This is a genomic window from Caulobacter sp., assembly GCF_049283275.1.
Classification (GTDB): Bacteria; Pseudomonadota; Alphaproteobacteria; order Caulobacterales; family Caulobacteraceae; genus Caulobacter.
In genome coordinates this window covers 15,187-38,873 of the sequence record NZ_JBAPVS010000203.1, presented here as the reverse complement: position 1 = coordinate 38,873, position 23,687 = coordinate 15,187, and the positions used below count along the sequence as shown (strand labels likewise).

Below are 23,687 nucleotides of genomic sequence, written 5' to 3'. Positions count from 1 at the left end.
ACCGCGTCAGCGCCCGACTCCGGGCCGCGGCCCTAAGCGCGGGCCTGGCAAGCCTTGTCGGCGCTCCCTCAGACGCCGCGCCGCGCCTGTTCGCAAACCGCAGCTCCCCCGTCGTCCGATTGCAGATCGCCGCCAAGCCTGTCCGTGCGGCGCTGATCGAGTTCGCGCTTCAGGCCGAGCTCTCGCTGGGCGGCGATCTCGACGCGTGCCGTGGCCAAGCTCCCGCCCTGACGGGCCGCCTCTCCATGTCGGACGCGCTCGACCGCATTCTGGCCGGCAGCGGTTGCGGCTACCGCCAGCCCGATCCGCGCACGGTGATCATCCACCGCCTTGCAACAGCGTCCACGCCTCCCGTGCGGCGGGCTCCGGCTCCGGCGCCGATGGGCCTGGGCGAGGTGGTGATCACCGCCCAGCGCTATCCCAACCTTCCGGGCCGCACGCCCTACGCCATCTCGGTGGTCTCGGCGGATGGGCTTGAGCGCCAGGCGCTGACCAGCCTCCACGACCTGACCGGCCAGGTCGCCGGCATGACGGTGACCAACCTTGGGCCTGGCCGCGACAAGGTGCTGCTGCGTGGCCTGTCGGACGGGGCCTTTACCGGTCAGGCCCAGTCGATGGTGTCGCTCTATCTCGACGACGTGCCGATCACCTACAGCGCTCCGGATCCCAACCTGCGTCTTACCGACATCGAGCGCGTCGAGATCATGCGCGGCCCGCAGGGCACCCTTTATGGCGGCGGCTCGCTGGGCGGGGTGATACGGATCGCCACCCGCAAGCCCGACCTCGACCGCTATTCGGCCAGCGTGCTGACCGGGCTCGGCTTCACCCAGGGCGGTGGACGCGGCAGCGAACTCGAGGCGGTGGCCAACCTGCCGCTCATCCGCGGCCGGGCGGCGCTGCGGGCGGTAGTCTATCGCGAGGCCCAGGACGGCTACATCGCCAACCCAAGACTAGGCCTGAGCCGCGTCAACGGCTCCGACCAGGTCGGGATGCGAGCGAGCCTGCGCGCGATGGTGACGCCGAACTGGACTTTGACGCTCGGAGTGACCCACCAGTCTAACGACAACCAGGACACCCAGTACGGGCTGCGGCGGCTGGGGCCTAAAATCCGCGACTCCTTGGTGCGCGAGCCGCACGACAGCGACTTCGATCACGTGTCCCTGACCGTGGCTGGCGAAGGCGGATGGGGCCGGGTGACGGGCGCGGTCTCCCGCCTGTCGCACAATTTCGGCAGCCGCTACGACGCCACCGCGGCCTCGACGCTCTACGGCTTGGCGGAGGTTCCGGCGGCGTTCGACGAGGACAAGGGCATTGACCTGACGGTGGTTGAAGTCACCTATTCCACGCCCAGCGAATACCGCCTGCACGGCCTGGTCGGGGCGTTCGCCTCGGACGGCTCGATCAGGCTCGCCTCCAGCCTGCACGCCCTGCCCGCCCGCTCGCCGGCCGTCTACGCCGAGCGCCGGCGCGACGAGATCAACGAGGAGGCCCTCTATGGCGAAGTGACCTTCGACGCCACCGTGCGCCTGTCGGCCACGGCCGGCCTGCGCTGGTTCAACTTCAGCTTCGACACCAATTCCACGGCGACCCAGCCGGCCGGCCAGCGCCAAGTCAGTCGATCGGCCGAAGCCACCGGCTTCTCGCCAAAGCTGCTCGTCACCTATGACGTCCGCCCCGGGGTGCTGGTCTACGCCCAGGCGGCCGAGGGCTATCGCCCAGGCGGGTTCAACACGGCCGGGCGGATCGGCCAGATGTTCGATGCGCCCGAAACGCCGCCGCAGCGCTACGCGGCCGACGAGCTGTGGAACTACGAGCTGGGCGCCAAGTTTCGGGCCTTTGATGACCGCCTTCAAGGCCGGGCGGCGGTGTTCTACGCGACCTGGGAGTCTGTCCAAAGCGATCAGTATCTGGCCGACGGCACGGCCTACACCGTCAATATCGGCGACGGCGCCAACCGGGGCTTCGAGGTCGAGGCGGCCTTCCGCGTCAGCGAGCGGCTCGACCTGCGCGCCGCGGCCCTGATCAACGATCCTGAAGTCACCACATTCAACGCCGCTTTCAGCACACGTAAGGGCGCGGCCCTTCCCGGGGTCTCCCAGGCTTCAGCCAGCCTCGGCGTCGACTATCATCGGGATCTGGCCGCGGGGCCGACCCTGCGTCTGCAAGGTCAAGCCTCCTATGTCGGCTCGTCCTATTTGACCTTTGGCGCCGACAGGGCCCACGAGATGGGTGATTTGGTGAGCCTGCGCGGCGTGGCGAGTCTGACGACGCCGGGCTGGACGCTGAGCGCCATCCTGGACAATCCGCTGAACGGCCACGCCAACAGTTTCTCGTTCGGCAATCCCTACCTGATTAGCCGAGACCAGATCATCACTCCGCCCCGCCCCCGCACCGTGAGCTTTCGGTTTAGCAAACGGTTCTAGCGACACACGGAGGAGTGTGAGGGCCTGACGAAGCTGGCCGGCGCGAAATGGGCGAGGTAGCGAGAGGCGCGAGCGTTCATCACGCCGGTCAACGCCTTGGTCAAGCAGCGCAATAGGTGCGCGTTCAAACGATCGAGCCGCGGGCGCGTTGACAGGCTTCAGCGGGACAGGGCCGCTGCGCTGAGTGAATGCCGGAAGAGCTCGGGCATCGCCTGGTTGCGCCAACAGCGGCTGTTGGGGTCACTCCAGATTCCGGGCCTTAAACGCCCGACGCTGCCGCTACAAACCTAGCCCTGCCTGTCAGGCAAAGGCCCGCGACGCCAGGTCCGCGATTGCCCTCAGGCGCGTCGTATCCAGGCCCGAGCGGGCGGCGCTCGACAGGCCGGTCATGGCGGCGACCACATAATCGGCCAAGGCCTGGGCGCGTTCGGGATCGGTGATGGCGATGAAAGCGCGGATCCGTTCGGCCGCCGCCTCGCCGAGGCGATCGGCGGCGGCGCAGGCCTCGGGGTCGTTGCTGTGGCGACCTTCGATGACCATGCAGCCCGAGGCGTCGCCCTGGGTCGCATAGCGCTCGGCGCTCTGGCGCAACAGATCGGTCAAGGCCTCGCCCACGGGCCGTCCCGGCGCCAGGATGTCGTCCAGCGGCAACCCGTCGGTGGCGTCATAGGCCCGCAGCACCGTTTCGAAGAACGCCGCCTTGCCCCCGAACGCCGCATAGAAGCTGGGCGGGCTGACTCCCAGGGCTTGGGCGATCTCGGCCACGCCCACGCCGTCATAGCCTCGGGCATGGAACAAGGCCTGGCCGGTCCGGACGGCCTGGCCGAGATCGAAGCTCCGGGGGCGTCCCCGCCCGCGCGATATTATTTTAGCGTCCACTACAAAATGACCTTGAACGGGCGATGCAGCCAATTATTTAGTGACCACTACAGATAACTCAAGGACAACCCTCATGACCGACTTCTCTGGCAAAAGCGTCCTCGTCCTCGGCGGCAGCCGCGGCATCGGCGCCGCGATCGTCGAGCGCTTCGCCGCCGACGGCGCCGACGTCACCTTCTCCTATGCTGGCTCCAAGGACGCGGCCGAGCAGCTGGCGGCCCGCACCAAGACCAAGGCCATTCGCGCCGACAGCGCCGACCGCGACGCGGTGATCGCCCTGGTCAAGGCCAGCGGCCCGCTCGACGTGCTGGTGGTCAATGCCGGCGTCGCCGAGTTCGGCGACCCCCGCACCCAGAATCCCGACATCATCGACCGGGTCTTCGACATCAATGTCCGCGCGCCCTTCCACGCGGCCGTCGAGGCGGCCAAGACCATGCCGCAGGGCGGCCGGATCATCGTCATCGGCTCGGTCAATGGCGATCGCATGCCGTTCGCGGGCGGGGCCAGCTATGCGGTCAGCAAGTCGGCCCTGCAGGGGATGGCGCGCGGCCTGGCGCGCGACTTCGGCGACACCGGCATCACCGTCAACATCGTGCAGCCCGGCCCGATTGATACCGACATGAACCCCGCCGAGGGCCCGATGAAGGACCTGATGCACAGCTTCATGGCCCTCAAGCGCCATGGCCGCGCCGAAGAAGTGGCCGGCATGGTCGCCTATCTGGCGGGACCGGAAGGCAGCTTCATCACCGGCGCTATGCACACCATCGACGGCGGTTTCGGCGCCTAGGCCTGCCTGTCATCCCGGGCCCGCGCTCGGGATGACAACCTTTTGTGGCGACGTACAACCTGGTTGCAGCCTGCCACTCCTCGCCTTGATTCCGATGCTGGCCATCGCTGGCTTCGGAGTCTTCTGCTGGAGGTCGCGACTGGCTGTGCGTGAACGCGCCGGATGCGGACCTTGGCATTGCTCCAGGAACACGACATTCAGATCAGCGGCCACGCCGGCTCATTGCTGCACCTGGGAACGTCCGCTTCTTGGCCCCCCCGGGGGGTCTCTTTGCCAGACCTCCGGCGCCCTGGCGTAGGCTAGCGGGAAGGCCGACCCTATTGATCGGCAATCGCTATGAGTTGATCAGTTCTTCCGGTTTGCAGGGCTTGCGCGTCGGGTACCATAACTCCCAGACAAGCTGACCGCAGCGTCTGGGAAGAACACGCCTCCATGCTCGCCCTCATCGGCGTTGCGACGATTATAGCGCTGACCGTCGCGATCCTCTCCAATCGAGCGTCACCCGTCGTGGCGCTGATCCTGATCCCGGTCGTCGCGGCCCTGGCCGCGGGATTTGGACCCGCGGTTCCGCAGCTGATGCTGACAGGCGTCGGCAAGATCGCGCCGATCGCGGCGATGTTCGTGTTCGCCATCCTGTTTTTCGGCGTCATGACCGATGCGGGTCTGCTCGACCCCATCGTGGCCAGGATCCTGAAGGCGGTCGGCATGCGGCCTAGCCGGATCACGGTCGGCACCGCCTTGCTGGCGCTGCTGATCCACCTCGATGGCTCGGGCGCCGTCTGCTTTCTGGTGGCGATCCCCGCGATGCGCCCGCTCTACGACAAGCTCGGGATGGATCGCCGCGTCCTGGCGTGTGTCGCTTCGCTCGCGGCGGGCGTCAATTTCCTGCCCTGGACAGGTCCGATGGTCCGGGCTTCGTCGGCGCTTCACATTCCGGTTCTGGACATCTTCCGCCCCATGATCCCCGTCCAGGCGGTGGGTCTGGTGTTTGTGTTCGCGGCGAGCTGGTGGCTTGGCAAGCGTGAGGAAAAGCGCCTGCAGCTCAAGGACGGGGGCGCTGAGGCCTTTCTGGCCGAGATCACCAACGACGCGCCCGAGCGCCCTCCCATTCGGCCCGCGATGTTCTTTCTCAACCTCGCGCTGACGCTCGCCGTCATGGGCGTGCTCGTCAGCGGGGTGGTGGCTCCAGCCGCCGTGTTCATGATCGGCTTCGCCGTGGCGCTCGTGATCAATTTTCCAAAGGTCGCCGATCAGCGCGCCCGGATCGACGCCCATGCCAAGTCGGCGCTGCTCATGGCCTCGATCCTCCTGGCCGCCGGCGCATTCACGGGGATCATGGACGGATCGGGCATGCTCGAGGCCATGGCCAGCGCGGCGGTCTCCAACGTTCATCCCGACAGCGGGCGGCATATTCCGTTCGCCCTTTCGCTGGTTGCGATGCCGCTCAGCATGATCTTCGATCCTGACTCGTTCTATTTCGGCGTGCTGCCGGTGATCGCCGAGGCGCATGCTCATCTTGGCGGGGCGCCGGTCCAGGTCGCCCAGGCCGCGCTCATCGGCCAGATGACGACCGGCTTTCCGGTGAGCCCGCTCACGCCAGCCACGTTCCTGGTGGCGGGCCTGGCGGGCGTGGAGCTGTCCGCCCACCAGAAGTTCACCTTCCCGTTCCTCTACGGCGCATCGCTGGTGATGGCGCTGGCCTGTCTCCTGCTAGGGCTTTTTCCGCTGTGATGTCTTCCCGGACCTCTCCCGTCATCCGTCTCGGCGCCGGCGCAGGCTTTTCCGGCGACCGTATCGAGCCCGCGATCGAGCTCGTTCGCGAAGGACGGCTGGACTACTTGATTTTCGAGTGTCTGGCGGAACGCACGATCGCCTTGGCCCAACGTGCGCGGCTGATCGATCCGACGGGCGGCTATGATCCTCTGCTGGAGGCGCGTATCCGCGCCGTGCTGCCGCTATGCGTCGAGAAGCGGGTGAAGATCGTCTCCAACATGGGGGCGGCCAATCCTCGGGCGGCGGCGCGCAGGATCGCCGAACTGGCCTCGGAGCTGGGTTTAAAAGGCGTCAAGGTCGCGGCGGTGGTCGGCGACGATGTGCTCGAAGTTCTCAAGGGTTCGGACCGCGCCTTGCTGGAGACCGAGGGCGACGTGGCCGGCCTTGGCGACAGCCTGATCTCCGCCAACGCTTATCTTGGCTGCAGACCCATTGTCGCCGCCCTGGCGCGCGGCGCCGACGTGGTCGTCACCGGCCGGGTGGCCGACCCTTCGTTGTTCCTGGCGCCCTTGGTCCATGAGTTCGGATGGGCGATGGACGACTGGGAGCGGCTTGGCCGTGGGACGGTCGTGGGCCATCTGCTCGAGTGCGCCGGCCAGGTAACGGGGGGCTATTTCGCCGATCCTGGCGTCAAGACCGTGCCCGGACTGGCGCGGCTGGGCTTTCCACTGGCGGAGGTGGCCGAGGACGGCGCCGCGGTGATCACCAAGGTCGACGGCTCGGGCGGGCGGGTCGATGTGGCGACCTGCACCGAGCAACTGCTCTACGAACTCCACGATCCCGCCCGTTATCTGACGCCTGACGTCATCGCCGACTTTTCCACGGTCACGTTCCGTCAGATTGGCCCCGATCGCGTCGCGGTCGTCGGCGGCGGCGGGACGGCGCGCCCGGATCGCCTGAAGGTGTCGCTGGGCCGAAAGGAGGGCTTCATCGGGGAAGGTGCGATTTCCTATGCCGGCTCGACCGCGGTCGCGCGGGGCCGACTTGCGTTGGATATCATCGCCGAGCGGTTTCGATTGATCGGCCTGACGCCGGACGAGACGCGTTTTGAGCTCATCGGCGTCGACGCCGTCGCGCCCGAGACCCTGGTCTCGGCCTTTGCGCCGATGGAAGTGCGCGCCCGTGTCGTCGCCAGAACACAGACCCGCGATGACGCGGACCGCGTCGGGCGCGAGGTCGAGGCGCTTTACACCAACGGACCAGCGGGCGGCGGAGGGGCGACGCGTTCGGTCAGTCCGGTGATCGGGGTGGTCTCGACCTTGATCGAACGGGACCTGGTCGAGCCAAGCGTGATCTTCGAGGCCGTAGCATGAAGTTGCGCGACCTGGCCCATGCCCGCAGCGGCGACAAGGGCGACGTTTCAAACATCTCCGTCATCGCCTACGATCAGGCTGGTTATGAGCAAGTCCGCGCGGTCCTGACGCCTGAGCGCGTCAAGAGCCACCTGCGGGGTATCGTTCGTGGCGAGGTCAGGCGCTTCGACCTGCCAAACCTGCTGGCGCTCAATTTCGTGCTCAACGGTGCGCTGGGGGGCGGGGTGACGCGGTCACTGGCCCTGGACGCCCATGGCAAGTGCCTGAGCGGCCTGCTTCTCGAGCTGGACCTCAACGCGACGGAAATCGGCGATGCGGCTTAGGCGCTGGCTTGCGGCTATCCTTGGGCTGACAGCGGGCTTCACGCTGGCCGCCACCGCGGCGGCCAGCGACTTCGTCGTGCTCGACCACCGTCACTATGACGGTGTTCAGGACGACCTGGTGGGGCTCGTCGGCCAACCCCGGCCCTATGCCGATCCCTTGCACCCCACCTTCGCTGAGCTCCGGCGCGCGACGATGAGCGTAAGGCTCGACCAGGCGTCAGGGTGGGGACGGCTGTTTGGGCCCACGGTCGACGCGACGACCACGAAGCCGTACCCGAACGACGGGCGTGTCGCGGGCGAGGAATATAGAGCGTTCACGAAGGGCCCCTCCGGGGCGAGGAGCGCGGTCCTCCTGCAGATTCCTGCTCATCTCTCCCGTGAGCAACGATGCATCCTGGCGACGCCGCAGTCGGGCTCGCTCGGCCTCTATCACGACATTTCGACCCTTGGCTTCTGGGGGCTGCAGCATGGGTGCGCGGTGGTCTATACCGACAAGGGCCATGGAACCGGCGCGCACGATCTCCAGAGCGACACCGTCATCCAGTTCGATGGCGCGCCCGCAAGCTCGGCCGCCGCAGGCGAGCGATCGCATTTCACCGCGCCGTTGTCGGCGAAGGAGAGGGCGAGGTTCCTCGCGCGATACCCGCATCGCATCGCCTTCAAGGCCGCCCACTCGCGGCACAATCCCGAAAGCCAGTGGGGTGAAGATGTCCTGCGGGCGATACGCTACGCCTTCTGGCAACTTAACGCGCGCGACGGCGGCGGGTGGACCCGCGACAACACTTTGGTGATCGTCGCGGGCAATTCAAACGGGGGCGGAGCCGCCCTCTATGCGGCCGAAAAGGATCGCGAAGGTCTGATCGACGGCGTCGTCGCCGGAGAGCCCCAGGTGCAGGTGATCGGTGACGCCCGCGTCCGGGTCGTGCGGGGAGGGGCGCTGCGGGCGAACGGCGCGCGAACCTTGCTGGACTATTTCAGCTTCGCCAATCTCTACGAACCCTGCGCGGCCCTGGCCATGCCCGACGCCCCCTGGGTCGAGCGGTTGACACACGCCGCCGATCGCTGCGCGTCGCTGGCGCAGCGAGAGCTCTTGTCGGCGACAACGCTGGAGGGCCAGGCGCGCGAAGCGCAGGACAAACTGCTGGCCTACGGCTTCGACCCGGAAACCGACGTGCTGAACGCAGCCGGATATCTCGTTGGGCCGGACGCGACCGCGGTCAAATACGCCAGCGATCATGGCCGGTTTGGCGTCGAGGACCGGATATGCGGCTATAGCTTTGCGTCGGTCGACGCCGAAGGCAGGCCGCGCGCTGTTCCTCCCGCCGAATTCGCGGAAATCTTCGCCAAGGCCGCAGGCGGCGCGCCGACCGGAAGTATCGATCTGATCAACGACGATGATCCCGGTGGTCCGCGGCGCAACGATCTGTCGCGCTCGAAAAGCACCGGTCGAACCGACTACAATCTCGACGGCGCGCTCTGCATCCGCGAACTGGCGGTAGGGCGGTCGGCCAGGGCTAAACGCGTCCAGGCCGGTATCGCCGAGTTTCGCGCCGAGGGCGACCTGCATGGCAAGCCGGCGATCATCGTGCACGGCCGCGCCGACAATCGGGTGCCGCCAAGCTTCAGCTCGCGTCCCTATCTGGCGACCAACAGCTTGCGAGAAGGCGGCGAGAGTCGATTGCGATATATCGAGGTGGAGCATGCCGAGCATTTCGGTTTTGCGGGCCCGGGCTTCGACACCCGGTTCGTACCGCTCGGCTACTACCTGCTCCAGGCTCTGGACCGGCTTTGGCTGAACCTGACGACCTCGGCGGCTCTACCGCCCAGCCAGATCGTCCGCACCACGCCACGGGGCGGGGCGCTTGGCGCGGCCGCCCCTCTGAGTCTGGACAATATACCGCCCATCGCATCGGTGGTCGGCCCCAGAGACCATATCGTGGTGCAGCAAGGCATCGTCATCCTGCCCGACTGAACACAGGAGACGATTGATCAGCCCGCCTGATCAATGGATCGGAATTTGCCATTTCAACCGGGCTTGCCGACCCGATAGCAAGATAACGCCTGGTGGGCTCGCGTCGGCGCGCCTGTCCCTTGGGCTCATCCTGCTGCGCCCCTCGATCCTCGGATCGAGGGGTCTTTTTGCATGCCCGCCCGTGCTCGCAATTCTTCGAGGAAGCTTATGAGTTCATCGGAGAAAACGTTTAGCCCCACGCAAACTCTTCCGACAGCTTGAGGGCAGAGGCGCCCCGACGCCGATCTCCTTGGTCGGTTCGATGGCCTTGGCCCAGACCTAGCGTCCGAGCCCAGACCCTGTCCCTTCTCGCCGCTTCTACGGCGCGGAGGCTGATGGGGGGCCTTGAAGAGCAAAAAAATAAATAGGGGAGGGAATGCCCATGCGCGGGTCCGATATTCGCAAGACGTTTGGTCTGTTCAGCGGGGCCTCGTGCCTGGCGTTGATGCTGGCCACCACGGCGCTCGCCCAGCAGGCCGCGCCAGCGGCGCCGAAACCTGCTGATGACAAGGACGCGACGGTCGAGGAAGTCGTGGTCGTGGCGACCGGTACTAACATCGCCGGCGTCAAGGCGGTCGGCAGCGAAACGATCACGATGACGGCCGAGGACATTCGGGCCACCGGCTTCACCGACATTCAGAAGGTCCTGCGTACGCTGCCGCAGATCCAGAGCACGCCGCTGGCCGGAGGCTCGGGCCAGAACTATGTCGAAGGTGGCACGACCGGCTACGGGGGCAACTCCACGCAGGGCACGGCAGTGAATATTCGCGGCGTGGGTTATGGCGCGACGCTGACGCTCGTCGACGGCCGCCGGGTGGCGCCGAGCGGAGCGTCCGACGCCTTCACCGAAGCAATCCAAGTGCCGATCGCCGCCCTCGAACGCGTCGATGTGATCACCGATGGCGCCTCGGCGATCTACGGCGCCGACGCGGTGAGCGGCGTCATCAACTATGTGCTTCGCAAGAACTTCGACGGCCAGGAGGTCTCGACGCGCTTCACCAAGCATCGCTTCTCGGAAGAGATTGGAGGATCGTTCACGGTCGGCCGGCAGTGGCAAAACAGCCTTGGCCACGGCAACATCATCCTGACGGGCGATGTGATGCATCGCACGCGCGGCAAGCGCTCCGAAAGCGCCCTGCTGATGCAGGATCTGCGGGGTTTCGGCGGCCAGGACAATCGGGCTCTGAACGGCACGGTGTCTTCGGGCGGCGTCGGCAACCTCGTCGTCAATCAGAACGGCGCTTACACATACTACGGCTTTCCGACCGGCGGGGGCGCCGGCCTCAGCGCCGCCCAGCTGACCACGACCAACCTCGTCGATTCAGCGCGCTACACCGATTATCTGCCGGATGTTCGCCGGCGCCAGCTGGCGCTCTTCGTCAATCAGGACCTGACGCCGTGGCTGTCGGCCTACTACGAGGGCTTCTACACTCACCGGAAGACCTCGACGCTGCAGTACCAGCCCAACACGGGTACGAATATCAATGTCTGTACCGGAACGCCGTACTACGTGTCGGGTGTGCCTGGCACGCCGGGCACAGCGACCGCCAACTGTCCGAGCGGAGCCGAGACCTACTCGATCAACTTCAACCGCTATATCGGCGTTACCGAGACGGTGAACCCGGATGAGGCGGTCACCCAGACGGTGGGGCTGTCGGCCAGCCTGCCGGCCAGCTGGAAGAGCGAGCTCTACTTCACCAACGGCGCGGACCGCACGTGCGGCATCTGCAACCTGGGTTCAAACGTCAACCTGGACGCCTATGCGGCCCAGGTGAACGCCGGCACGCTGAATCCCTTCAGCGCTACGCCGTTGAGTTCGGCCCAAATCGCCAGCTTCACCGGATCGAACGTCCAGTACAGCCGCAACGTGATGAACGACGCGGTGCTCAAGTTCAACGGCCCGCTGTTCCGCCTGCCGGGCGGCATGGTCCGAGCGGCGTTCGGCGGTGAGTATTCCGACCAGCATCAGACACTGAGCAACGGCGCCAACCGCGGCGCGAGCAACGTATTCGCCATCGACAACCAGTCCAACGAGCATCGCAAGGTGAAGTCGGTGTTCGCCGAAATCTACGTGCCGATCGTCGGGCCGAACAACGCCATGCCCTTCGTTCAGAGCCTGGCGGTCGACGTCGCGGCTCGCTACGATGACTATTCGGACGTCAGCTCGACGACCAACCCGAAGATCGGCGTGACCTGGGAGGTCAATGACACCTTGGCGTTCCGCGCCTCGGCGGGTTCCTCGTTCCGCGCGCCCACCCTTACAGACAAGAGCCCGACGGTCTTCTCCGCCGAGATCGTGGGTCTGCCGACGATCAACAACTCAGGTGATCCGGCCATCGGCGCCCTGTTCCCGGGCTATACCAGCGCGCTGGTCATCCTCGGCAACAACTCCACGCTCCAGCCGGAGACCGCAGACACCTTATCGATCGGCTTCGACATCACCCCGCCCTCGATCGCCGGCCTGCGGGTGTCGGGCACTTACTATCGCATCGACTACCACAATCAGATCACCAGCCCCAATCGCGACCTCTATCTGGCCAGCGCCGCCAACCGCGCGGCGTTCGGGAAATTCATCACGCCGATCAACAACCCGACGACCTGCGTGGCGGGAAACCCGGCGACCTATGATCCAAAGCTGCGCGACTATCTTGCCGGCCGGATCGCTGACTACATCGTGCCGGTCACTGGCACCTATTGCCAGGTCAACGTCATCCTGGACTCGCGCAAGACCAACCTGGCCTCGACCCTGCAGGATGGTCTCGACTTCTCTCTGAACTACGGGTTCGACACCGAGGTCGGGCGCTGGACCGTTGGCGGTTCGGTCACCAAAATCCTCAACAACAAGGTGAAGGCGTCGCCATCCGTCGCCGAAGCAAACCGCCTCGACGAGCTTTATTACCCCGTCAGCCTGCGTAGCCGCGCCAATATCGGCTGGAACCAAGGGCCGTGGGCGGCGAACCTCTTCATGAACTACGTGGGCGACTACACCAACACCATCCCGCTCACCATTGGCGGCGTGACGGTTGGCAAGTCGAAGGTGCCCAGCTGGACCACCTTCGACGCGGGCTTGACCTATTCCGTGCTGAAAGATCGCGCGCCTGCCTGGTCGCGCGGGCTGCGAGTGTCGCTGAACCTCCAGAACCTCGCCGACAAGGACCCGCCGGTCGTCCTGACCACGGGCTCGGCGTTCGATGGGAGCGTCCACAACGTGCTGGGCCGCCAGTGGACCCTGCAGGTCAACAAGGCCTTCTAGTCAGCTCGTGACGAGCTACGCATCAAACACCTTAGAGACGGGGCCGCCTGGTAGGCGGCCCCATTGGGGATCAGTATTATGAGAATGCTTTTGGCGTCGTCCGCGATCTGCATGGCGCTCGGCGCGGGGGCGGCGATGGCCGCGCCGCCCACGACCGTCACGACGATCTCATCTGGCAAGATCGAGGGCGCGGTGGCCGACGGCGTGCTCTCGTTCAAGGGCGTACCGTTCGCGCAACCGCCGGTCGGCGATCTACGCTGGCGTGCGCCGCAACCGGCCAAGCCGTGGAGCGGTCTGCGGCCCGCCACCGCCTACGGCCACGACTGCATGCAAAAGCCATTCCCGAGCGATGCGGCGCCGCTCGGCGCTGAACCCGCCGAAGACTGCCTCGTCGCCAATATCTGGCGGCCCGCAACCGCGGCCGCGAAGCTGCCGATCATGGTCTGGATCTATGGCGGCGGCTTCGTGAACGGCGGCTCCTCGCCCGCCGTCTATGCCGGCGACCAGTTCGCCAAGCAGGGCATCGTCTTCGTCAGCTTCAACTATCGGGTCGGCCGCTTTGGCTTCTTCGGCCACCCGGCGCTGACCGCCGCCAACGCCGACGGCGGTCGCCTGGGCAACTACGGCTACATGGATCAGATCGCCGCCCTGAAGTGGGTGAAGGCTAACGCCGCCGCGTTTGGTGGAGACCCGAACAACGTCACCGTCTTCGGCGAATCCGCCGGCGGCGGCTCTGTGCACATGCTGCTGACCTCGCCCGAGTCCAAGGGTCTGTTCCAGAAGGCCGCCATCATGTCCGGCGGCGGTCGCGGCAGCCTGATGGGCCCGCGCCGCCTCAGCCAGGATGTGCCGGGCGCGCCCTCGGCCGAAACCATCGGCGTCAATTTCGCCAAGTCGGTTGGCGTCGAAGGCGCCGGGCCTGAGGCCCTGAAGGCCCTGCGCGCGCTCTCCGCCGAGCAGGTGACGGCCGGCCTCAACATGGCGGCGATGTTCAATCCCTCCGGTCCGCAGACCTATGGCGGTCCGATGCTGGACGGCAAGATCGTGGTCGCAGATCCGGAGGTGGCCTATCGCGCCGGAACCCAGGTCAAGGGTCCTGTCATGGTCGGCGCCACCAGCGCCGACATCGGCTTCGGCTTCGCCCAGAACAAGGACCAGGTGTTCGATCCGTTCGGGCCGTTGAAGGCCGAGGCCCAGGCCGCCTACGACCCCAAGGGTGACGGCGACGTTCGCCTGGTCGCCTACAACGTGGCCATGGACAAGATGATGGTCGAGCCCGCGCGCTTCGTGGCGCAGGTGATCTCGGCTCAGGGCGTCCCGGCCTACGAGTATCGCTTCTCGTACGTCGCGGACTCGATGCAGGGCGAGTGGAAGACCGGAGCGCCGCACGCCACCGACATTCCGTACGTGTTCGACACGGTGAAGGCCAAGTATGGCGACGCCCTGACGCCTAAGGACGCGGCGATCGCCAAGATGGCCAACGCCTATTTCGCCAACTTCGCCAAGGCCGGGAATCCGAACGGTCCGGGCCTGCCGCAATGGCCGGCCTACGACGCCAAGGCCGATGTGCTGATGGATTTCGGCGCCGACGGCGCGGCGCTGGCCAAGCCCGAGCCCTGGAAGGCGCGCATGGACGTCACCGCCGCCTCCGCCCAGCCGTCCGCCGCCGCGGTCCAGTAAGCATCAACGACAAGAACACGAGGGGGCGTCATGCTTCGCAAGACCTTGATGAACGGCGCGGTCGCCTGCGCGATCGCCGCCCTGGCCGGCTCGGCCTGGGCCCAGGCAGCGCCGACCGATCAGCCGTGGATGAACCCCAAGCTCTCGGCCGACGAACGCGCCAAGCTGCTGGATCAGGCGCTGACCGACGACGAGCGCTACGGCCTGCTGCACGGGATCATGCCGATCCCGTTCGGCCCCAACGCCAAGATCCCCGAAGAGGCCATCCCCGGGGCCGGCTACATCGCCGGCGTGCCGCGCCTGGGCGTGCCGGCCTTGTTCGAGACCGACGCCAGCCTGGGGGTGACCAACCCGATGAACGTCCGCAAGGGCGACATCGCAACGGCCTTGCCGTCGGGCCTGGCGCTTGGCGCGACCTGGAACCCGGCCCTGGCCTACAAGGGCGGGGCGGTCGTCGGCGAGGAGGCGGCCAAGAAGGGCTTCAACGTCCTGCTGGGCGGCGGCATGAACCTGACCGCCGAGCCGCGCAACGGCCGCAACTTCGAATACCTGGCCGAGGATCCGCTGCTGGCCGGCGTCCTGGCCGGTGAGGCCGTGCGGGGCACGCAGGACCAGAAGGTCATCTCGACGATCAAGCACTTCGCCCTCAACGACCAGGAGACCGGCCGCAACATCGTCAACGCCACGATCGACGAGCAGGGTTTCCGGCAGGGCGAACTGCTGGCCTTCCAGTTCGCGATCGAGAGGGGCCAGCCCGGCTCGGTGATGTGCGCCTACAATAAGATCAACGGCCACTACGCCTGCGACAACGACTTCCTGCTGAACAAGGTGCTGAAGGGCGATTGGGCCTGGCCGGGCTGGGTGATGTCCGACTGGGGCGCGGTCCCGAGCGTCAGAGCCGCCATCAACGGCCTGGACCAGCAGTCGGGCGCGCAGCTTGACCCTCAGGTCTGGTTCGACAAGCCGCTGAAGGAGGCCGTCGCCAAGGGTGAGGTCCCGCAGGCTCGGTTCAACGACATGTCCCGCCGCATCCTGCGCTCGATGTTCGCGGTGGGGGTGTTCGACACCCCCTCGCGCAAGGGCCAAACGATCGACTACGACGCCGGCGCGGCCGCCTCCAAGACGGTGGCCCAGCAAGGCATCGTCCTGCTGAAGAACGACAAGTCCCTGCTGCCGCTGCTGAAGACGGCCAAGTCGATCGTGGTGGTCGGCGGCTATGCCGACAAGGGCGTGCTCTCGGGCGGCGGCTCATCCCAGGTCACCACCGGGGCTGGCCATGCTGCGTCCATTCCGGTGGGCGGCGAGGGGGCGATGGCGGCCTGGGCCAACCAAGTCTACCACCCGTCCTCGCCCCTCAAGGCGATCAAGGACAAGGCCCCAGGCGCCAAGGTGCGGTTCACCGACGGGCGTTATCCGTCCGAGGCCGCCGCCCTGGCCAAGGACGCCGAGGTCGCCGTGGTGTTCGTCACCCAATGGAACATGGAGAGCATCGACGGAGGCGACATGTCCCTGCCCCAGGGGCAAGATCAACTGGTCGCCGCCGTGGCCGCCGCCAATCCGAACACCATCGTGGTTCTCGAGACGGGAAACCCGGTCCTGATGCCATGGCTTGGCCAGGTCGGCGCGGTGGTTGAGGCTTGGTACTCAGGCGCCAAGGGCGGCGAGGCGATCGCCGACGTGCTGTTCGGCGACGTCAATCCGTCGGGTCGCCTGCCCATCACCTTCCCGGCCTCCGAGGACCAACTGCCTAACCGCCAGATCGCCGGTTTTGGCTATGTCGGTCCTGGGTTCGGCGACCCGCCGGAGGTTGTCGCCGAAAAGAGCAAGGGCTTCGACGCACCCCATCCCCAGGGCTCGGACATCGGCTATCGCTGGTACGCGCGCAAGGGCTTCAAGCCACTGTTCGCCTTCGGGTATGGCTTGTCCTACACCAGCTTCAAGTACAGCGGCCTTAAGGTCGCCGGCGGCGACACGATCACCGCCAGCTTCGACGTGACCAACACCGGCGCCAAGGCTGGGGCGGATGTGCCGCAGGTCTATCTGACCGCCCGCTCGGGCGCGCCGGAGCAGCGTCTGCTGGGCTGGTCGCGGGTCGAGCTCGCGCCGGGCGAGACTAAGCGCGTGACCGTCACCGCCGATCGCCGCCTGCTGGCCGACTTCGACGTCAAGGCTCGCAAGTGGCGCATCGACGCCGGGACTTACGACGTCGCGGTCGGCGCCTCGGCCACGGCCCTGGACGCCAAGGCCTCGGCCAAGGTGAAGGCCGGGGCGATCAAGCCCTAATGGATGAGCGCGGTCCTTGGCCGCGCCTGTCCAGGCGGGCGGCGCGGCCAAGAACCAGACTGCGATCACATTTCAACCATCGGCGGGAGGCCGAGTAACATGACCAAGCGCCATTTCATCGGCACGGCGGCCGCCGTCCTGCTGCTCGCGCCCTTCCCGGTCCTGGCTCAGGCTCCGGCCTCAGCCCCGGGTGACGCCGCCAGCTGCCTGCCGCGCGGTTTCTTCGCCGGACCGGCCGCCTACAGGTCGGTGGAGCAACTGCCGGACGGCCGAGTGACTTTCCGCCTATGCGCGCCCGAGGCTCAAGCCGCCATGGTGACCAGCACCGACAACGCCGACGTCATCCCGATGGGTTTCGGCGGCGGGCCGCGCGGCCTGGCCATGACCAAGGACCCGACGGGCCTGTGGAGCGTCACGACCGACAAGCCGGTCGCGGCCGACACCTATCGCTTCAACTTCAATGTGGACGGCGCGCGCGTGCCCGATCCTCAGGGCACGCGGTTCTCGGAAGAGCGCGCCGGCGTCAACAGCACCTTCGAGGTCACGGGGCCCGCCGGCGCGTTTCAGACCTTCGACAAGGCCGTGCCGCACGGCGTGGTGTCGACGGTCGAGTACTGGTCAGGGGCGCTGAACGTTCGCCGCCGCGCTCACGTCTACACCCCGCCCGGCTACGAGAAGGGCAAGGGCAGCTATCCGGTGCTCTATCTGGTCCACGGCGCAGGCGACAGCGACGACAGCTGGACCTCCGTCGGCCACGCCCAGTACATTCTCGACAACCTGATCGCGGCGGGCAAGGCGCGGCCGATGATCATCGTCATGCCCGCCGGCCACACGCCTGACCGGCCCGGCGCGGACATGCTGACCAACACCGACTTCCGCGACGACTTCCTCCAGGACCTGATCCCGTACGTCGACGCCCACTACCGCACGATAGCCAAGGCCGACGCGCGGGCGATGGCGGGGCTCTCGATGGGCGGGGCGCACACCATCCAGAACGGCCTGACCCATCCAGAGCTGTTCCACTACATCGGCATCTTCAGCATGGGCCTGCAGTCGCCGCAGCAGGCCGCCGACTATGCGACCCGCAACGAGGCCGCCCTCAAGACCGGCGCCAAGAGCTTCAAGCTCGTCTACTACGCCATGGGCAAGGACGACTTCCTGTACGGGACCGTCGCCCCGACCCGCGCCACCTTGAACAAGTACGGCATCGCTCACGTCTACAACGAGAGCAGCGGCGGCCACACCTGGATCAACTGGCGCCGTTACCTGGCCGATTTCGCGCCGCGCCTGTTCCGCTAGGCCCTTTCCGAGCTGATCGCTTCAATCCGCTCGCGCGAACAGGTGTGGCGGAACGGGGGACTCGACCTCTCGAACGGGCCGCCGTCAGGCCGTGAAACGCCTCAGGCATCTGTTCAGCGCAGATACTTCCGAGCGGGAGGCACGACCTTCGTGCTGCCGGCCGGTGGTGCGCAGGCAAAACTCGACGCCGCATCGGGTGCGTTGCGACCATCGAACCGAGCGACGAGCGGGTAGGGGCAGAGCGGGCGGGCGAAGCCGTGTCCTGTCGAGCCGCCCTGCGCCAGGGTGGCCAACAACGTGGCGGGTGGCTGACCACGCTCGACCCAGGCTTCGATCGACGCCTGAATGTCCAGCGGGGCGGGGCCCCGGCCGCCCTGGCAGTGTTCGACGCCGGGGGCCATGAAGAACCTATAGAAGACGCTGGCGTCACGCCCCGCGCGCGCTTCGCGGCTGGTCAGTCGGTCATGGTAGACGATCGAATCCTGCACCGGCACGACCGGGTCGGCTCCGCCATGCCAGTGGATCATCTTGCCGCCGCGACGGCGAAACGCGTCGAGCTTGACGCTCATCGCATTGATACGGCTGGCAAGCCTGCTGTCGGCGCGGTCGGTGTCTTTGGCGAAATTGACAAGGCTGGGCTGCCAGCCGTCGCCCAGGCCCGCCCAAATCCGCCAGAAACTGGCCCGTGCCGGCTCGCGTGGCTTTACGGGATTGGCCCAGTAGAGGCTCCATCCGCCATACGCGCCGGCGGGACTTTCGCTGCCCGGCGGCCAGCCGAAATAGATCCGCTCTCCCGTGTCGGCGTTGCGAGCCCCCGCGGACATGCGGCGCAGGCGATCCAGTTGCTTGTCGGTCAAGCAGCTGTCTGTCTCCTCACCGACGCAACGAAGGGGCGAGGGGTCGAAGGCGCAGGCTTGCGGCGCGTTCAGATAAGGATCTTGTGGCAAGCCCCCGCCTTCGCCGCCGTTGGCCTTGCCGCATTGCGTCAGCGCCGCCTTGGTGATGAGGGCCAGCTTGCTGGCCGGGATGATCGGGCGGGACGGATCGTCGGCCTCGTGGTTCTGGAGGAATTGCCAGAGGAAGCCGGCGTTCAGACGCGTTCGATTGAAGCCGGGCGCGCCCGCGACGATGCCGTCGAAATCTCCAGGGTAGCGTTGAGCCTCCATGAAGGCCTGGTGGCCGCCGGTCGAGCAGCCCTGGAAATAGGCGAAGGAGACTGGGCGGCCATAGAATGCCGACGACACGCGCTTGGCGCGCACGGCGGTTTCGTGCACCGAGCGGCGCGCCCAATCGTCAATCGATGTCGGACGCTGGGCCGCGAAGTCGGGATCGTCGCCCTTGTGCCCAGTGTCGGTCGCGGCCACGACATAGCCGCGCTTGAGATAGGCGTTCATGGCCGGTTCCGGCAGGGCCGAGCTATAGCCGCCGTTGCCAAGCACCAAGAGGCGTCCATTCCAGCGATCGGCCGGCAGCCAGACGGAAATGCCGATCTCCGAGTCTGGCCGGGGCCGTGTGACGGCCTGGAGCCGACAGGCGCCGTCCATCTCGCGTGCGGTGGCGACGCTGTCCCCGCCGGTAAAGGCCTTTGCAAGCGTCTCGCAACGGGTCGCGGCGCTCGCATCGACAGGCGTCAAAATTCCGGCGGCGAGCACGAGCGCGGTCGCGGAAATCCATGAACTTGGATGAGTCACAGCGCCTCCCGAAGCACGAGGGGCCATTCGACCGCGCCTTCCTGGCGGCCGCCATTCGAGACTTCTTATGAGGCGATCGGAAACGGCGATCTCCCCAGATGCGCCTGACGGATGCTGTCGACGAAAGCGACCGCGATCCGGCGCATCGGCACGCCGCGACGTCGGGCGAGAACCAGCGTGCGGGCGAAACCTGGATCGTCGATCACTCTAGCGCAGACCTCAGCGTCTCTCGCCTCTAGCGCCGTAGACGGCAGGATCGCCACGCCTAGACCCGCTCGCACAAGCGCGACGGCGGTGGACATGTAACTCGTTTCGCATGCTGGCGTGACACCGAGTCCGTTAGCGGCGAAAGCGCGTTCGACCACCATCCTCACGCTGCTGGCGCGGTTGGTCAGGATCAAAGGATGACTCATGAGCTCATGCACGGTGATCTGGTCAACCTTGGCAAGGGGATGGCCGGGCCGGAACACCACCTGAAGATTGTCCTGGAAGAGATCCTCGAAATCGAGGTCAGGGTCGTTATCGCCGCGCGCGCAGATCCCGAAATCGACCTCGCCCTCCCGCACGCGCGCCCGGACCTGCGTATCCAGGGCGTCTTCGACAACGAACGTGGTGTCGGGGCGATCGGCTCTGAAGGCGCGGATGAGCCCGGGGAGAACCGTTGCGGCGCAGGATGGCAGGCAGGCCAGTCGGACCGTCCCACCGGTTCGCACAGCCTGGTCCCGAGCGTTGATGACCGCGCCCTCGAGATCGTTGACCAGTTGCATGAAGACCGGCAGCAACTCTCGCCCCGCGTCGGTCAGTTCGACTGAGCGGGTGTTGCGATCGAACAGGCGCAGTTCCAGGCTCTCCTCCAACTGTTGGATGCGGCCCGTTAGCGCTGGCTGGGAGAGATTGAGGACCTCGGCGGCCCTCGTGAAGCTGTTGGTCGAAGCGACCGTGACAAAGCCCCGGACCTGACTGAACGTGATCCGTAGGCCATTGAGCAATCGCGTATCGCGATGGTCCATCTTGTTTCCCCCGTCCGGCGTCTTTTGGGCCGGTACGGGACGATTGAACTGGAAGGTTCGGCGGCCGTCTAGTCAGCATTGCGCAGTCGGGTCACGGCATCGTCTGTTCGGCTGGATATAATGACGGTCGCCTTATGCCGTGATCATCGCCGCGCCCCCTTGCTAGCGCCACGCCCAAGGTCGGAGCGTGACGCTAGCTTCAGGCCGACCGGGTGTCAGGATCGAGTGCTGAACGCATTGATCCTGATTGCGCGACTGACACCCTGGGCGCTTCTTAGGTCCCGACCCCGCAAAGTCCCTTCAGACTGCGGACTTGGCTGGGTGAGATCGTCAGCTTCGTCGTGGCTTGCGTATCGGAGGAAGATCCTCCGAGCTCGAATTGATAGCTTCCGGGCGACATCCGCCAGCAACGCGCCTTGTCGTCGAACGTCGCGAGCAGGCGGGGATCGATCGTCACAGACACGGACTGGGATCTACCCGGCGCAACCTCGGTCTTGCGAAAGCCGGCCAGGCGGCGAGGAGCCTCCCAACCAGCGCCGGCTGCGTAGACCTGCGCGACGGCCTTGCCTTTGACCCGGCTACGGTTCTTCACATCGAAGCGCGCGACGATGACGTCCGCCCCCGCTTTGACCGTCAGATTCGAATAGCCGAAGTCCGAGTAGGAGAGGCCATGGCCGAAGGCGAACGCGGGTTGGGCTTTCTTCAACTCGTACCACTTGTAGCCGACGGCCGCGCCCTCGGTGTACCGCACGTCGCCCTTTGCGGGGTCTTCGGGATGCGGAAGCTGGTCGAGAGCGGCGGGGAAGGTGATCGGCAGGCGGCCCGATGGGTTCACTTCGCCGGTCAGCACGTTTGCGATCGCTTGCCCACCCTCGGTGCCAGGGAACCAGGCTTCCAAGAGTCCCGCGATCTTCCCTGACCAAGGTGTCAGAACCGCGCCGCCCGTCTCGAGAACCACGACGGTGCGCGGGTTGGCGGCGGCGACCGCCTCGATCAAGGCGTCCTGTCCGTCCTTCAGCGACAACGAGACGTCGAAAGCCTCGCCAGCCCATTGCGTGGCGAAGACGATAGCAATGTCGGCCGACTTTGCCTTCTCAGCCGCCGCGGCCGCGTCGCGGCCATCGATATATTCAATCCGCGCCGAAGGCATTTGTCGCCGAAGCGCCGCAAGCGGCGGGGACGGATAGAACATCTGCGGGCCGGGCCAGAACTTGGGCTCGGCATCAGGGACCGCGTTGCCGCCGCGAGGATAAACCAGTGACGACCCGCCGCCGGCGATCACGCCCTTGTCCGCATGGCCGCCGATAACCACGATATGCTTGGTGCTGGGCGCCAACGGCAGCAACCCACGCTCATTTTTCAGGAGCACGATGCTGTCTTCCGCCGCCGTCCGGCTGATGACGGCGTGCTTGGCGAGGGTGTCCTCGGGCAGGTCCATCGGCGCGCTGGTGACGGGGTGATCGAACAGCCCATGGCGGAACATCGCGTAGAGGATCCGCGACACCATCGTGTCGAGTTGCGCGGTCGTGACGGTTCCGTCAGCCAGCGCCTTCTTCAGCTCTTCGCCCAGATAGGGCTTTTCGTCGAAAGGGAACCCCGACTCTTGATCGAGGCCCGCAGCGATGGCCGGGGCGGTCGAATGGACCGCGCCCCAATCGGACATCACGAAGCCCTTGAAGCCCCAGTCTTGGCGCAGCACATCGCGCAGCAGCCATGGGCTTTCACAGGCGAACGGCCCGTTGACGCGATTATACGCGCACATGACCGAGCCTGGATCGCCATGTTCGATCGCCAGTTCGAAGGCGAGGAGATCGGACTGACGCGCCGCGACGGGGTCGATCACCGAGTTGCCGGCGTTGCGATCCGTCTCCTGATCGTTGAACGCGAAATGCTTGACCGTTGAGACGATGTGGTTGGACTGCACCCCGGCGATTTGCGCGCCGACGAGAGCGCCCGCGAGCAAGGGATCCTCACCACCGTACTCAAAGTTCCGGCCATTGCGGGGCTCGCGCGCCAGATTCACGCCGCCCGCCAGCATGACGTTGAAGCCCGATGCGCGAGCTTCCGCGCCGATCATCGCGCCTCCCCGGAAGCCAAGATCAGGATCCCAGCTCGCGGCGATGGCGAGATTGGAGGGCAGAGCGGTGCGCTCGCGTTTGCGGGCGGCCCCGCCTTGGGTGGCGACGCCGATCCCCGCGTCCGTCTGCCATTGCGCTGGGATACCCAGTCGCGGGACGCCCGGGACGTAGCCGGCTGAGCCCGCGCGCGCGTCGGCCGGCGCCTTGTGGTTATTGCGGAAAGGGAAATCCGTCGCGAACTGCCCGAACACGACCGTCAGCTTCTCGTCCTGGGTCATTTGCGGCAACAGCACCGCAACGCGCTGCTCGGGAGTGAGCGTCGCTTTCATCCAGGGGCGGGCATCTTCAGCCGCGGCGGCGGTTCCTAGCCCAGCGGCGACCATTAGCGCCGTGAGGCTCGCGGCGAGCGCGATCCCCAGGGTGGTGCGACGACTCATTGTTTCTCTCCTCAATATGCGACTTTGACGCTGAAGCTCGACCGGCTCCTTGCGTGACGATGCGTTGGCCAGAGGCCGGGGTCGGTAGCGATCTTTACACGGCGCGGGCGTGAGACGGGTTGCCGCCACGTCAAGGCGCGGCGTGGGAGAGGGGCGCGTCCCCGAGCCGTTCGGCGGCCCACCAGGTAATCGGCGCATGACGCACCGTCCTGCCGCCTACGCCGCGCATGTCACGCCCTCTCTAAGTCTGCCCAACCTCCCGCGCGCATTCATTGTGCCGCCCGCAGAAGCTTACGGCAAATCTAAATTCTTTATTGGTCTATCGGAAATCTGAATATATCAAACATCTGATAAATATCTCGAAGTTATGGGGTGGTCGTATATTGTTTTTCTAGATCGAATGCCTCTACGCTACCTAACGGGGGCTTGGGCGGCTGTTCCATCGGG

At 66.3% G+C, this 23,687-nt stretch carries 14 protein-coding genes; 10 read left to right on the top strand and 4 right to left on the bottom strand.

Features of this window, described 5'->3' with window-relative positions:
• Positions 1–119: 119 nt before the first annotated feature.
• Entirely contained in the window at positions 120–2,423 is a 2,304-nt protein-coding gene (locus WAL33_RS11190) for a TonB-dependent receptor domain-containing protein (RefSeq protein WP_422181393.1), read from the top strand.
• 300 nt (positions 2,424–2,723) lie between these two features.
• Here the strand turns inward: WAL33_RS11190 and WAL33_RS11185 are convergent, their stop codons facing one another.
• The gene (locus tag WAL33_RS11185; protein ID WP_422181391.1) at positions 2,724–3,221 is read right to left on the bottom strand and encodes a TetR/AcrR family transcriptional regulator; all 498 of its coding nucleotides are present in this window, start codon (positions 3,219–3,221) and stop codon (positions 2,724–2,726) included.
• Positions 3,222–3,375: 154 nt separating this feature from the next.
• Between WAL33_RS11185 and bdcA the strand changes: the two genes are divergently transcribed.
• The 9 genes from bdcA (at position 3,376) to WAL33_RS11140 (ending at position 18,024) form a co-directional block, all read left to right on the top strand.
• Positions 3,376–4,089 carry an SDR family oxidoreductase gene (gene bdcA / locus WAL33_RS11180; RefSeq protein ID WP_422181389.1) on the top strand — a complete coding sequence of 238 codons (714 nt, stop codon included), beginning with the start codon at positions 3,376–3,378 and terminating at the stop codon, positions 4,087–4,089.
• Between the two features lie 432 nt (positions 4,090–4,521).
• Positions 4,522–5,820: a CitMHS family transporter gene (locus WAL33_RS11175; protein WP_422181387.1), complete on the top strand. Its 1,299-nt coding sequence runs from the start codon at positions 4,522–4,524 to the stop codon at positions 5,818–5,820.
• Positions 5,820–7,175 carry an acyclic terpene utilization AtuA family protein gene (locus WAL33_RS11170; RefSeq protein ID WP_422181385.1) on the top strand — a complete coding sequence of 452 codons (1,356 nt, stop codon included), beginning with the start codon at positions 5,820–5,822 and terminating at the stop codon, positions 7,173–7,175. Before WAL33_RS11175 ends, WAL33_RS11170 begins: the two co-directional genes overlap by 1 nt.
• A complete protein-coding gene (locus tag WAL33_RS11165; RefSeq protein ID WP_422181382.1) occupies positions 7,172–7,498 on the top strand; it encodes an AtuA-related protein in 327 nt (108 codons plus the stop codon). The genes WAL33_RS11170 and WAL33_RS11165 overlap by 4 nt, the downstream gene beginning before the upstream one ends.
• Positions 7,488–9,470: a 3-hydroxybutyrate oligomer hydrolase family protein gene (locus WAL33_RS11160; protein WP_422181380.1), complete on the top strand. Its 1,983-nt coding sequence runs from the start codon at positions 7,488–7,490 to the stop codon at positions 9,468–9,470. Before WAL33_RS11165 ends, WAL33_RS11160 begins: the two co-directional genes overlap by 11 nt.
• A gap of 421 nt (positions 9,471–9,891) precedes the next feature.
• Positions 9,892–12,762 (top strand): TonB-dependent receptor domain-containing protein, encoded by a 2,871-nt coding sequence (locus WAL33_RS11155; protein ID WP_422181378.1) that lies wholly within the window; start codon positions 9,892–9,894, stop codon positions 12,760–12,762.
• 84 nt (positions 12,763–12,846) lie between these two features.
• The gene (locus tag WAL33_RS11150; RefSeq protein ID WP_422181376.1) at positions 12,847–14,442 is read left to right on the top strand and encodes a carboxylesterase/lipase family protein; all 1,596 of its coding nucleotides are present in this window, start codon (positions 12,847–12,849) and stop codon (positions 14,440–14,442) included.
• Between the two features lie 30 nt (positions 14,443–14,472).
• Entirely contained in the window at positions 14,473–16,725 is a 2,253-nt protein-coding gene (locus WAL33_RS11145; protein WP_422181374.1) for a beta-glucosidase, read from the top strand.
• A 99-nt stretch (positions 16,726–16,824) separates the two neighbouring features.
• Positions 16,825–18,024 carry an alpha/beta hydrolase gene (locus WAL33_RS11140; RefSeq protein ID WP_422181372.1) on the top strand — a complete coding sequence of 400 codons (1,200 nt, stop codon included), beginning with the start codon at positions 16,825–16,827 and terminating at the stop codon, positions 18,022–18,024.
• Between the two features lie 113 nt (positions 18,025–18,137).
• On the opposite strand, the gene WAL33_RS11135 is transcribed toward WAL33_RS11140, so the two are convergent.
• From WAL33_RS11135 to WAL33_RS11125, 3 genes are all read right to left on the bottom strand, one after another.
• Positions 18,138–19,676 carry a DUF6351 family protein gene (locus WAL33_RS11135; protein ID WP_422181370.1) on the bottom strand — a complete coding sequence of 513 codons (1,539 nt, stop codon included), beginning with the start codon at positions 19,674–19,676 and terminating at the stop codon, positions 18,138–18,140.
• A 104-nt stretch (positions 19,677–19,780) separates the two neighbouring features.
• Positions 19,781–20,725, bottom strand: a complete 945-nt coding sequence (locus tag WAL33_RS11130) for a LysR family transcriptional regulator (protein ID WP_422181368.1) — start codon at positions 20,723–20,725, stop codon at positions 19,781–19,783.
• Between the two features lie 274 nt (positions 20,726–20,999).
• Complete coding sequence (locus WAL33_RS11125; protein ID WP_422181366.1) at positions 21,000–23,240, bottom strand: glycoside hydrolase family 3 C-terminal domain-containing protein; 2,241 nt, start codon at positions 23,238–23,240, stop codon at positions 21,000–21,002.
• Positions 23,241–23,687: the final 447 nt, after the last annotated feature.